This window comes from Lentibacillus kimchii, from assembly GCF_055381965.1.
Genome location: NZ_AP043933.1, coordinates 14,475 through 27,457, shown reverse-complemented (window position 1 = coordinate 27,457; position 12,983 = coordinate 14,475). Strand labels below are relative to the sequence as shown.

Here is a 12,983-nt window from a genome sequence, read left to right as displayed (position 1 = left end):
TAATGAAAAATAATCTAAAAGTTGCTCGCGTACAAGCAGACTTAACCCAACAACAATTAGCTGAAAAAGTGGGCATTACACGACAGACAATTAGTTTAATTGAAAAAGGGAAATACAACCCTACTTTAAAACTTTGCTTAAATATCTGTTATGCAGTAAATAAAACACTTGATGAGATCTTTTGGTTAAACAAGGAGGAGTGAGATAAATGAAAGTACAAAGAATTAATGACGAACGTTTAGCAATTAAAAATTTGAAAAACATACGCCTCGTTTATACTCTCCAAACTCTTGGAATAATTGGTTTATTAGGGTATGATCTAATTTCGAATGGATTAAGCAGCATAAAAGGAAATCCTTTATGGCTAGTATTTATAACGTCAATAGTAGTGCTAGCATTTATGTCATTCGGCTCATCAGATGAACGCCTGGCATTAAAAAACTTACAAAAAATACGTGTTGCGTTTGTCATCCAACTGCTTGGCATATTTGGAATATTAGGGTATGACTTAATTTCAAAAGGTATGGATGGTATGAAGGAAAATCCTCTATGGTTTGTATTTAGCCTGTCAACGCTTATACTGGTATTTTTGTCTATGAACATTAGTGTAGATTACGAGGGCGACGAAAAGTCTGCGGGAAAAGGATTAGGCATTTCAACTATTGTATTGGTACTGATATCCATTAGCGTTGTTTTTTTCACCATTTATTTAAATGAAACTTCCACTCTTGTTGATGGCCTTTTAGCAGGAGGAATATTGTTTATATGTGGTTTTCTTTCTTTCTTATTTCTTTATGGATTGAGAAGGGGTAAAGAATGAAATTGATTATACGGTGTTTTTCATAATAACGGGCATGTTTGTTGAATAGAAAGTCTGCTTAACTGCTCAGATCTTTCTACTTTTTTGTTCTTTTGATGTAATGTTTATGTAGAAGCTTACATGTGAAAAGCCTACTGTGATAGGCTTAAAATAATCAGCGTTTATTCAACAAGCAGACTATATTGTTGAACAATATTTACTAAGGGATAGGTGAAAACATTATCGTGGAACCTTTAAAAAAGGGAGAGACCATTGGCATATTCAAACCATCTTCGCCCGGAACTGTTACAGCTTAAAAACGTTTTGAACGAGCGAAGTCCTTTATGAAGAAAAAAGGTTTTGTCTTTGCAGAAGGAAAATTAACAGGAAAACAGGATGGTTATCGTTCAGGATCGCCTAAAGAGCGTGCGGAAGAACTAAATGAGCTGCTAAGAAATCCAAATATGAAAATGATCATGGCCACTATCGGAGGAACAAACTCAAATAGCATGCTGCCATATATTGATTATGAAGCATTCAAACAAAACTCAAAATTCGTTGTCGGGTATTCAGATACAACGGCTATTCTGCTTGCCCTTTATGCGAGAACAGGTATTACAACATATTAATGATATTGCCACCCTTCATCATCGGAAAGCAAACCTGTTCCGGAGCATGCAGTACATGTGAGTTCACGTGTCATAAACTCAATAATTAATTTTTCATATACTGTTAACATTTAAACTGCGAATGTACGCAGAATCAATAATAGGACCAATGAATTATATCTAAGATAAAAATGACGGTCCCTGGTTCGCATTGTTAAGAGGCGCGGTGAGTTCTGTTATATTTAATGAAAATTTTGTACAGACTGCACCATGTACAGGCTGTAAAAGCATTGCGCAGGTTTTAAGGGAATATAAAAAGGCAGGGCACAACAGCCCTACCTTTTAAATAAGGATCATTTTAACAATCCCTTATAAGTTATTTTTTTGTTTATAAGCTTTTGCGTATTGATCAGCTGCATAGATCGCATCAACGATTTCTTCCACTGTAACGTCAAAGCCATTATGGATTGTTTCTTCATTAACATTAGCTGCTTCAGCAACTTTTACGATATCTTCCCGTTTTGCATCTTTTAATTTAATATCTTCGAGTGTCACTGGTAAATCCAGGCTAGTGTAGAAATCAATGTAATGTTCGATTTCTTCAAGGGAACGATTTTCTAATGTTAATTGAACGAGTGTGCCAAAGGCGACTTTCTCACCATGGGATAAGTGATGAATATCACCATCTAAAGCAGTAAAGCCATTATGGATAGCATGTGCCGCGGCTAAACCGCCACTTTCAAATCCTAATCCGCTCAGCAGGGTGTTTGCTTCAACAACTTGTTCAAGTGCTGGCGTTGCCGCATTTACTTTAGCTGATTCATAAGCTAAATGGCCATATTCAAATAAGACTTCTTCACATCTTTTCGCAATCGCTTCTGCAGCCAGTGTTGTTCTGCCACCAACCTGATTTGGCCCGCCATTGCGAATGACTGCCCGTGCTTCTATCCATGTGGCCATAGCGTCTGCTATCCCTGAAGCTAATAAACGGGGCGGAGCTGCTGCAATAATTTTTGTATCAAGTACAATTAAATCTGGATTGCGGTTATAGAAACGATAACCTTCGAAAGCTCCTTCTTTCGAATAAACCACAGATAGCGCGCTTGTTGGTGCATCAGCTGAGGCAGCGGTTGGAACAATAACTGTAGAAGCATTCAGTGTATCTGCAATCGCTTTGGATGTATCTAATGTTTTGCCTCCGCCAACGCCAATAATTATCGTTGCGCCTGCTTTTTTAGCTTCTTGAGAAATTCGTTCAAATTCTTCTTCTGAAGATTCGCCGTTAAATAAAATTTCTGTGGCGTCTATATTGTTTTTCTTTAAAGCATCGACTACTTGATGCCCGGCAATATCCCATACGACTTCATCTGCGATAACTGCTGCTTTACTGCCGATTTCTTTCACATATGATCCAATATTATTTATGGAGTTCTTGCCTTGTATATATTTTGCTGGACTCGTAAAAATGCGTTCTGACATCAAAATCATCTCCCTTGTCTGTAGTATAGTGCGTTTTTTCTTAAAAAGAGAAAAATGCCGATGTGCACCCCTGAAATCTGACTTCAGGGATGCAGCACAGGCATCTTTTTTAATTAACATTCCGTGTTAGTCTTGCAGGAATTTCAACGTTTCACGGTTGAATGCAGGCAGATCATCCGGTGTTCTGCTTGTTACAAAGTTGCCATCTTTAACAACTTCTTCATCTTTTACATTTGCGCCTGCATTTTTCAGATCATTTCTTACAGATACAAAGCTTGTCAGCGTTCTTCCGTTAAGCTCGCCTGTATCGGTAAGGAACTGTGGTCCATGGCAAATGGAGAATACAGGTTTATCGTTCTGGAAGAATGCTTTTGCAAACTCACTGTTTTTCGGATTGATCCGCAGCAAGTCCGGTGAGAAACCGCCAGGGACGAGCAATGCATCATAATCGGCTACATTGACATCGTCAATTCCTTTATCGGCTTGCATTTCATTGCCATTTTTACCAGTGATTGTTTTGTTCGCTTCGTCGCTGATAATATCAACCGTATGCCCAGCTTCTTTATATGCATTCACAGGGCTGGTCAATTCAATTTCTTCTACCATGTCTGTTACAAGAACAGCAATGTGTTTACTCATATTATCACCCTTTCATCGTTCATATTTTATAGTATAATAATAAAACGTTTCAACTTACAAAAAATACGCTTACAGGAAGGGGGAACCAGACTATAATATGCTGCATTCATGTAGAAGTTTACATGTGAAAAGTCCTCAAAATTGTATTGACGTGAGTAATCGTGCGCTAAAGCTAGTTTTATTGCAAATATGAGTGCTCTATTTTATTAAAAATTAGATACTAAATACTTACTATTGAGAAATAAATAGATCAGTAAGGAGGTAAGGCAAGCTATTGGCTTGTTAGGATAAAATCCTAACACCTTTGGTGTCATTTACTCGCTTTTGAATAAAATACTCTATACTAAAGGGTTATGTTCCTAAACATAAAAGCGTACTGCTATAAGAAGATACATGCTTAAAGTTAAATAATACGGACTTGTTTGAATTTGATAACAATACGATTGAAAAAATTGAATATACACCAACGCTGATTCATTATGAAAATGGAGAAGAAGAAACCCGTCTTGTTGGTCAACAGTCAGAAGATGACATTCGTGACTTCTTCAAACAGAACATTCCGGAAGCCGGTTAAAATGTTGAATTTCTGCAAAACAATAATTGTTGCTCTTCAAATATGTAACCAGAATTTATATGATTCATTCTGTTATTTTATTTAGTTTAAAAGACTGTCATAAAGAACACTGCCAGTCGTTTGATGTAATGTTTTGTTAGAAGCTTACATGCGAAAAGCCTGTTGTGATAGGATTAAAATAACCAAGATTCACTCAACAAACAGGCCAGATAAAGAAGGGGAAGAAGAATAAATTGTTTAATATAAAAGTTAATGAAAATATATCACTAAAATTACTTGAAAAAAAAGATACTAACGAATTATTTGCTTTGGTTAATGAGTCAAGAAATTACCTAAGAGAATGGCTTCCATGGGTTGATAACATGAAGCAAGAAACGGACTATGAACCAATGATCGAAATGTGGTTAAAACAATTTGCTTCCAATGATGGTTTTCAAGCAGGTATTTTATATAAGGGAAAAATGGTGGGTATGGTTGGCTTTCATGGAATAGATTGGTCAAATAGTAAAACAAGTATTGGTTACTGGTTATCTGAAGGTTATCAAGGTAATGGAATTATGACAGAAACAGTAAGAGCATTGGTAAACATAGCTTTTACAGAATATAAATTGAATCGTATTGAGATACGATGCGGTGTTAAAAATCGAAAAAGTAAAGGTGTGCCTGAAAGACTTGGCTTTAAACAAGAAGGCATAATTAGAGATGCTGAATATTTATATGACCATTTTCATGACTGTATTCTATACAGTATTCTTTCTAGGGAATGGGTCTAAATGGCTTAACCATTCAACTATCGGGTGTGATTGTTGAATGGTTAGTTACTTAAAATAAGAGAAGAATACAATTAATTTTATCCTACTCTTTTATAATTTCTCTTTGATCATGTAATGTTTTAGTAAAACCTTACATGTCAAATCCCCATTTGCCAGGCTTTTCTTTTAGACCTTTTAGGACATGTATGGTAACCTTAAATGGTTAAGGAAACCATACGCCAAAAAGAGGGATTTTCATGGGCGATCAAGTCGTCGAAAACGTCGAGCCCTTACGTTCGACAGCCGAGATTCAAAACATGCGTGAAGCGCTCAACCAGACCACGCATCCGAAACGCAATAATTTATTATTCAGTATGGGGATTAATACCGGTCTGCGGGTCGGTGACCTATTACGGCTGCGCATCGAAGATGTGAAAGGCCGAAGTAGCGTGAAAATCCAGGAGGGCAAGACCAGCAAATCACGTCTCGTGCATTTAGATGCGGTCATGGCCGATATTGCCGAATACTTGGAAGGTCAGCCCGAGACAGGCTTTCTGTTTGCCAGCCAGCGTACAGGCCAGCCATTATCCACGACGCAGGCTTATCGTCTCTTGAAATCTGCCGGTAAGAAGTGCGGTTACGATTACGTTGGAACCCATACCATGCGGAAGACCTTCGGGTACCATTACTTTCAGCAGACGCACGATATTGTGACCCTGATGGTCATCTTTAATCACTCGTCGCAGAACATCACAAAGCGTTATATTGGGATTGAGGAAGACGACATTAAAAATAGCTTAAAAGATTTTCGATTATAAGGGCGTTACATATAAAATATGACAGGCGTGTCCAAAAGCATGCAGGAAAACAGGGAATCTTTAGAGGGGTATCAAATGGCCAATATTAAGGATATTGCAAAGCTTGCCGGCGTATCGGTCACAACCGTTTCAAGAGTTTTAAATCATCATCCCTATGTGAGTGATGATAAAAGACATAAGGTAGAACAAGTTATTGAGGACTTAGAATTCCACCAAAATTTAAATGCCATCCACCTAGTTAAGGGAAAAACGTATACAGTTGGCGCTATCATGCCATATATTGATCACCCTTATTTTCAGGCGATGGTAGGCGGCATTATGAAACGTGCGTTCATGTATAACTATTCCGTTCTATGCTGCCCGACAAGTTACGATCAGGCGGAAGAATTAAAATACCTCGATATGTTAAAGGGAAGAGAATTAGATGGATTAATCATATGCTCTCGTTCTAATGATTGGGATACCATCATGCCCTATACAGAATACGGGCCCATTATTTCCTGCGAACGATTTGAAAAGCTGCCTTGCGCTTACACAGATCATTACGAAGCATTTCTCACGGGCATCAATTATCTTATTGAAGAAGGTCATCGAAAAATTGGCTACTGTACTGGAAGGAAATATAGCTTAAGCAGCAAAATGCGCTATGCTGCGTTCAAGACAGCCCTCACCCAAATTAATCAGCCAATAGAAGTCGATTGGATATTCACAGATTGCTTCACAATGCATGATGGAAAAAATGCTATTAGCACATTGCAGAATCTCAACAGTAAGCCAACGGCCATTCTAACCAATGGTGACGAAGTGGCTGCCGGTATGATAACCCAAGCTGAAATAAGTGGCATCAATATCCCTGACAAATTATCCATTATGGGATTCGATAATAACCCTATGTCAGAAACTCTGGGACTGACTACCGTGGATTCAAACATAAAAGAAATAGGGGAGCAAGCCTTTAGATTGTTCTATACCAGTTCAAATGAGCAAATGAAAATTCCTTTTAAGTTAGTGAAACGGAACACTGTCTCCACCATAACCTAGATTAGATAAAAACCCTTGATCTGATAATGTTTTCATAAATTAAGCTTAATTCAAGGCTTTTAAAACATGTTGGATTAGGGAGTGAGAACGGTGGAGAAAGAGAAAAGTTTATTATCACCGGATGAACGGATAATGAATGACATAACAGCTACCTTTGAGGTAACGGAAAACATGGGTATCATTTATAAATTTGGCAATTTAGTTGCGACAAATAAGAAACTGATTTTATATACTAAATACCCTCTTCTTGAACTGCGAGAGGCAGCCATTTATCATTATGAAGACGTTACTCAAGTAGATACTGCAAATGCTTTATTTTCATTTAGCAACGGTGTTTCCTTTGCCGTGAAGTTGGCTAACAAAGGAAATACAAAACTTCTATTAGAATTCATTAAGCTTTTTTCAAATCATACTTTAAGAACAAGGGATCTTTAATTATCCCAATGATCTTGCATCTGATTCTAAGATAACTGTTGCCTACTTTTACTCCCAATTACGTCTTTATTTTATCGTATGAAGACCATGAATAACAGGATGCCTCTTAAGATGGACACCCTGAGTTAATACATGACACATCCTATTGCCGGAAAAATAAGTGCTCCACACAGTAAAGCAAACGTAACACCCACGATAGGTCTATCTCATTGGCTCTCACAGGCCACACGCGACACTTCGGACCCCCTTTCTTAACTGATTGAACATATAGTTATTTAAAATAAATAATCGCTTAAGCGATGTTGTTGCTTAAGCAATATTGATCTCTGGTGAATCAATTTGAATTTATAATAAAAAGGGGGTCTGCATTTATTTGATAGCTTATACATCTTCAGGAAAATCACTGTGTTTAAACGTGAAAAAGCCCCTCTCTCAAAAGAAAGGGGCTTACCGCTCATAGTAAAGGTTAATGGCAGACGGCAACCTGCATCTCTGGTAACTACACAAGGTGTAGCGCGTGGGGAACCTTTCCCACCTCATTAACCTTTACAGTATATAATATTTCCTTCTATCTACAAGAATAACCAAAAACGCGCTATTTGTAAACTCGGACTCAAGGACTTGAAGACTATATACGAATTATAACAAAGATGAAAATGGACGGATCCGGCCTGTTCTTAAGCGTTTTTCAATTTTACTTGCGCCGTTATCCAATCCATAAAATGAACTTAAATATAAATAGGATGACGTGTTAAGTTTTACAGGTACCAGCAGGAAATCACCGAGCGCTTTATATAATTCAATACTGTTGGGCTCTTTTGGATTTTGCCCAACATAATCTGGATTTGCAATCATTGAAGGGATTTCCTGATAATAGGTCATGAAAATGTCCCAATGATTACGTTTTTTTAGGTGCTTCAAAAAGCCGGGTGTCATATATACATTATAAGAACTGCATGGGATCTCATAATGTTTCATAATGACCTCAGGGACCTTCCCGACAAGTTGGGAAGCTGTGGCATATGGATCAATATGTATCTCTGTCATTTATAACGACCTTTTTTCTATGAACTATCATTAGTTTATCGTATTGAGACCATAAATAATAGGATACTATTTAAAATGGAAACCCTGAATTACATGATACATCTTATTTCTGGAAAATGAGTGCTCCACACAGTAAAACAAATGTCCTAACACCCACGATAGGTCTATCTCATCGGCTCTCACAGGCATATGTAACACAGGCATAAGCACCGAATCGTGCCCGAGCCCTCTCACTTGGTCTTACCGCCTTTCTTGATGTGGCGTTTCTTTTGAGCCTGCCGTTGTTTTTGACCATACTCATCATCCATAGCTTCTAAATTCTCAAATTCATAAAGAACAGCGGTAAGACCATCCGATATCTCCTGAGATTCTTGCGAAACCATACGATAACTCTCACGATCCCGATCATTATCGGCTTCTTGACTTTGCATCATTGAATGCTCTGCTTTGAGCTCATTTTCACAAAAGACTTGCTTCATGAGGTCATGGCCACTTATAGCTTCTTGTTTTTCTTGTGGCAGATTATAATAGCCTTCTAACAAAGCTGTTTTCGTTTGAATAGGTAAGTCCTTCATGTCAGCTTGGTAAGGTAAATAACGTTCCATTTCATGATCAATCATAGGCTCAAGATCTTTCACCTGTTGTTCGTAAGATTCTTTTAAGTTTTGGAAGCTATTAGACTGAATAAGTTTACGCTTTATTGTTTCAGGGTCAAGTTTAGTCAGATTGGTGTTTTCGATTTTATTGATGGTATTATCGTAAATTCTTATCGACTTCATCATGTCATGAGCTTGTTTCCACGCCGGAATATAATGGCGGGATTCCTCTACATTTGAATACTTCCGATATTCATCTTCAATATGGTTTTCCGGTATATAATTATTATGACGTTTCAGCTGATTAACAGCAAAATACTTTTCTTCATCTGAGAATGATTTATCCGTTTCATACACCGCCGAAAATTCCTCATGAAGCAAACGTCTCTGATGCTTTAAACTCATTTCTGTCGCTCTTTTAAGCTCTTCAAATTTAGCTTGTTCTTCTTCTTTTTGAGCGTAATGATGCTTATAATTCTCCAGATCATTTGTCATTTCTTCTTTGAAGTTTTCCGTTGTATAACCAAATAATTGAGCACTTGAAGGATTCTGATTATACTCTTCAACAATCGACTGATAAAGGTCTTTTTCCGCATCTAATTGTTTAAAATCACGCTCTAATTTTTTCGCCCATTTATTATTGGTTTGATGGAAATCGGCATATAATTGTTTAGCAACATCGTAGTCAACATAACCTTTAGCACGATCAACTAATAACTTAGTTGCTTCAACCTCATCGTCGCTTGCATGATCACGTTTACGAACATCATTCAAGAAGGTTTGAAAGTCTTTATCGGTTTTATAATCTTCAAGATGAATGACAGCTTGATGCTCTTGATTATAAGCTTTAACAGCTTCATTTTGCTGCGCAAAAAAGGTTTTGGGGGCGTAGGCCTTGTCTTCCTTTTCAAGTGCTTCTTTTCGCCGTGCTTCAAACTGATATTCCTGACGACTCAGACGCCAAAGAGGCTTTTGGGTTTTCCCCTGATCTTTATAGGATTTATGGGAGTATTCCTTATCAATATGGAACTGTTTAGCTTTTTCATTAAGTTTAGCTGCCCAGTTTTCACGCCACTTTAAAAGCGTTTCTTTCGTATGCCAATTGTTCATTTTTACCGATCGCGTTCGCCGCCATCCTTTATCATCATAGAGCTGGTTTCCTTGGTCATCTAATACTGGAACACGCTTCGATTTTCGGGTTTCAAATTGACCGTTTTCATCCAAAGGACGAACGGTTAATAAAACATGAGCATGCGGGTTATGTTCTTCATCACGATGGATCGATACATCAGCAACCACCCCCTCCTGAATGAAGTTTTCCTGTATGTATTCCTTGGCTGTTTCAGTTTGCTGTTCCCTGGTCATTTCTTTAGGTAAAGGCATCATAACATTGCGGGCTATTTGCGCATGATCGTGTTTCTCAAATGCTTCAACTTCATTCCATAATGTCTCACGATCACCTGCCCATTCCGGTGCATGATCTGGCTTTAATATAAAGGATTCCGGCTCAACCTCATGGAGTTTATAGCTTTTCGTTAAACCATCTTCATCACAATACAATTTTTGATCAGAACGATAAGCTGCCATCGCTACAGCTGACTGAATACCTTTATTAACGATCTGACAATTAAACATATAATAACCGTTAGCCATGATGCATGCATCTCCTATCGTTCAAGCTATAAGATCCAAGTTTCATCAGAAACTTATCCATCATCTCGGAGCCCCTGCAGGAAACCCAATTGAGCATACGCAGTGAGCAAATGCAGCGAAGCGAATTTGATCACTGCGTATAATTGGGCACTCCCATCTGGTCGTGATCATTATTATACCGCAATTTAGTGGAAACTTCTAGGGAAAATAATACTCTATAGAACGCGCTAATTCGTTATTTTAAAGCGTATTTATTAGATGAAATCTTTCAGATCTGGAGAACGTGTGGCGGGTAATAAAGGAATCTATAAATAACGTACATAAGGCATCTACGAAGCGTGAAAGACACGAAAATATCATGAGAGTTGAGGCATCGATCTTGCGAAGTAAAATCTTTAAAAAGCTTTGGGTTCTTCCTGGGTAAGTGCCTTTAAATATGGTTTAGCAACCAGCGTTATAACGGTTTAGGCGCTGTTGTTTTTGGATTGGCTAGTCTTATAAAAAAGAGGCTGCCTTGATGGCAACCCGTTAAGCCTTGAGGTTATGGTTTTGTGCAACAAACGCATCCAATTCTGGAAGATTGATATTACGAATAACTCTCTTCCTTTTTGCTATAAATTTCATAAGCAACATAGCCAAATAACATACCTATTCCAGTTCCCCAAGCAATTGAAGATAGTAAGGAAATTGGAGAAAATAAACTTAAAAGTAAAGCAACAGCAAAACCAATCAGAATCCCGAGTGGTATTAAGCTGTCTAAGAAATCTTGGGCACTTTTTGTTTTCTTCTTACCCAGAGTCCCTTTCTCATACTTATGTTTCATCCTTAGCATTACAAATAATACAATCCCACCCACTATTATAACTGGCAGTACAATACGCAAAATTTCTAAGGGCAAACCCATATCATACACCCTTCTTTTTTCAATTTTAATATAGTTGAGCGAATTTCATAATTCATAGCCCTTGCGGCGCAAGGACTTAAAAACGTAAAAAAGGAAGTACCTCCCCAAATCTTGTATAATGGTAGTTGAACTAAAACATCCATAGAGATTGGAGGAATACTTCCTATGACTATTATACGACAACCAAGCTTATTTAGCATCCAAGAACTTTATGACATGGAACCTACCCAAAAGTATGAGGCGATCATTTCCGCCGTTGATTTGGATGCCATTTATCACGACATGGCTAAAAAATCCCGTTTGGGCGCGCCTGAAGAGCTGAATGTTGCAGCGATGATTATTTCCGTTTTCATTCGGTATGTTGAACGCATCCCAACCATAAAAGACCTGAAAAAACGCTTAGATGATGATATTGCCTTCAAATTGAATTGTGGATTTCTGGTTTCAGACAAGATTCCTTCGGAAGCTTCCTATTCCCGCCTTTTAACCAAGCTGAGCGAGTCAGATGCATTGGAAAAGGCCCAGGAAAAAGTTGTTCTTCAAGCCATTGCCGAAGGCTTTATCGCTGATGATACAGTCGCCATCGATGCGACTCATTTCGAAGCACGTGATCAGGCCCCGCCTAAAGAAGAAAAGGCAAAGCCGGAACCGAAAAAACGCGGCCGTAAATCCAGGGAAGAGCGTGACCAATGGCTCCAGGAACAAGCTGAGAAAGAAGCGAATCTGCCTCTTTATGACAGGAAAATCGAAGCTCAACTGGATGCATCTTTAACAGAACTTCGAGACGGTGTTCCCCGGGATCCCCAATGGGGGATCAAGAAAAACAGCGAAGGCAAAAATACATTCTGGTTTGGCTATAAAGGACATCTGGCTGTCGGCACATCAAGTCAATACATTTTACAGGCCCTTTTCTCATCAGGAAATCTAAATGATGGAAAAGCCGCAATTCCTTTATTGAAGGGGATGAATGAACGCTTGCCTCTTTCAAACTTGCGTTATCAGACGATGGATGCGGGTTATGATTTTGAACCGATTTACACGCAGGTCTATCGAATGGGCCAGCAATCTATCATTGCCTATAATAAACGCAATGAATCGGAACCCATAGGGTTTGATAAATATTTTGCCCCAACATGTTTCCGTGAACATTCGTACCGTTATGAAAGTTACGATGCCAAACATGAAACCCTGAAGTACACAAACCCAAAGGAATGCAAAGACTGCCCTTTAGCCCATGAAGACATATGCCAGAAAGTATTCAAGATGAAAATCACTAAAGACCTCAGGCGATACACAGCCCCGGCACGGGGCTCTAAAGCTTGGAACACCATCTACAAGCGCCGATCAGCCGTTGAACGTGTCAATGCCTATTTAAAGGAATTCTTTCAGCTCAACAATGTTCGCCATCGTTCAGGGAAACGCGCTCAGATCCATTTTGATATCGTTACGTTGATGTATAATGCATCGAAATTAGCCGCAGACCGCATTGATGCCGCGTTAAAGCAGCAGCAGGCTGCTTAGAGGAATTTTAAAAAAATACACATTAGAAATTCTGCAGGTCTTTGCGTTTTTAATAAGAGCAATTATGAAATTGATTCATATATATGAGAAGAATGATTTAACTCTGTTTTACACCAT

At 38.4% G+C, this 12,983-nt stretch carries 13 protein-coding genes and 1 pseudogene; 9 read left to right on the top strand and 5 right to left on the bottom strand.

Translation table 11 applies throughout. The annotated features are described in order from the left end of the window. Nucleotides 1-2: 2 nt before the first annotated feature. From ACZ444_RS00275 to ACZ444_RS00265, 3 genes and pseudogenes are all read left to right on the top strand, one after another. Complete coding sequence (locus tag ACZ444_RS00275; RefSeq protein ID WP_382358586.1) at nt 3-203, top strand: helix-turn-helix transcriptional regulator; 201 nt, start codon at nt 3-5, stop codon at nt 201-203. Nucleotides 204-208: 5 nt separating this feature from the next. Continuing rightward, complete coding sequence (locus tag ACZ444_RS00270) at nt 209-820, top strand: hypothetical protein (protein ID WP_382358587.1); 612 nt, start codon at nt 209-211, stop codon at nt 818-820. Between the two features lie 218 nt (nt 821-1,038). After that, nucleotides 1,039-1,425, top strand: a pseudogene (locus ACZ444_RS00265) (LD-carboxypeptidase); the annotation flags it as partial. Nucleotides 1,426-1,776: 351 nt separating this feature from the next. Here the strand turns inward: ACZ444_RS00265 and ACZ444_RS00260 are convergent. Both ACZ444_RS00260 and ACZ444_RS00255 read right to left on the bottom strand, forming a co-directional pair. Beyond that, the gene (locus ACZ444_RS00260; RefSeq protein ID WP_382358597.1) at nt 1,777-2,886 is read right to left on the bottom strand and encodes a glycerol dehydrogenase; all 1,110 of its coding nucleotides are present in this window, start codon (nt 2,884-2,886) and stop codon (nt 1,777-1,779) included. Nucleotides 2,887-3,012: 126 nt separating this feature from the next. Beyond that, a complete protein-coding gene (locus ACZ444_RS00255; RefSeq protein ID WP_382358588.1) occupies nt 3,013-3,525 on the bottom strand; it encodes a type 1 glutamine amidotransferase domain-containing protein in 513 nt (170 codons plus the stop codon). Nucleotides 3,526-3,943: 418 nt separating this feature from the next. Between ACZ444_RS00255 and ACZ444_RS00250 the strand changes: the two genes are divergently transcribed. From ACZ444_RS00250 to ACZ444_RS00230, 5 genes are all read left to right on the top strand, one after another. After that, a complete protein-coding gene (locus ACZ444_RS00250) occupies nt 3,944-4,099 on the top strand; it encodes a YbbN family protein (RefSeq protein WP_382358589.1) in 156 nt (51 codons plus the stop codon). A 233-nt stretch (nt 4,100-4,332) separates the two neighbouring features. Continuing rightward, complete coding sequence (locus ACZ444_RS00245) at nt 4,333-4,872, top strand: GNAT family N-acetyltransferase (RefSeq protein ID WP_382358590.1); 540 nt, start codon at nt 4,333-4,335, stop codon at nt 4,870-4,872. A gap of 236 nt (nt 4,873-5,108) precedes the next feature. Next, the gene (locus tag ACZ444_RS00240) at nt 5,109-5,669 is read left to right on the top strand and encodes a tyrosine-type recombinase/integrase (RefSeq protein ID WP_382358591.1); all 561 of its coding nucleotides are present in this window, start codon (nt 5,109-5,111) and stop codon (nt 5,667-5,669) included. Nucleotides 5,670-5,744: 75 nt separating this feature from the next. Then, nucleotides 5,745-6,710, top strand: a complete 966-nt coding sequence (locus ACZ444_RS00235; RefSeq protein ID WP_382358592.1) for a LacI family DNA-binding transcriptional regulator — start codon at nt 5,745-5,747, stop codon at nt 6,708-6,710. A gap of 90 nt (nt 6,711-6,800) precedes the next feature. Next, on the top strand, nt 6,801-7,145 hold the full coding sequence (locus ACZ444_RS00230) for a PH domain-containing protein (RefSeq protein WP_382358593.1): 345 nt from the start codon (nt 6,801-6,803) through the stop codon (nt 7,143-7,145). 639 nt (nt 7,146-7,784) lie between these two features. On the opposite strand, the gene ACZ444_RS00225 is transcribed toward ACZ444_RS00230, so the two are convergent. From ACZ444_RS00225 to ACZ444_RS00215, 3 genes are all read right to left on the bottom strand, one after another. Further along, nucleotides 7,785-8,192: a PBECR3 domain-containing polyvalent protein gene (locus ACZ444_RS00225; RefSeq protein ID WP_382358594.1), complete on the bottom strand. Its 408-nt coding sequence runs from the start codon at nt 8,190-8,192 to the stop codon at nt 7,785-7,787. A gap of 230 nt (nt 8,193-8,422) precedes the next feature. Continuing rightward, complete coding sequence (locus tag ACZ444_RS00220) at nt 8,423-10,441, bottom strand: MobA/MobL family protein (RefSeq protein ID WP_382358595.1); 2,019 nt, start codon at nt 10,439-10,441, stop codon at nt 8,423-8,425. A gap of 586 nt (nt 10,442-11,027) precedes the next feature. Beyond that, entirely contained in the window at nt 11,028-11,345 is a 318-nt protein-coding gene (locus ACZ444_RS00215; RefSeq protein ID WP_382358596.1) for a hypothetical protein, read from the bottom strand. A gap of 165 nt (nt 11,346-11,510) precedes the next feature. On the opposite strand from ACZ444_RS00215, the gene ACZ444_RS00210 reads away from it, so the two are divergent. Next, nucleotides 11,511-12,866 (top strand): IS1182 family transposase, encoded by a 1,356-nt coding sequence (locus tag ACZ444_RS00210; RefSeq protein WP_464433229.1) that lies wholly within the window; start codon nt 11,511-11,513, stop codon nt 12,864-12,866. Nucleotides 12,867-12,983: the final 117 nt, after the last annotated feature.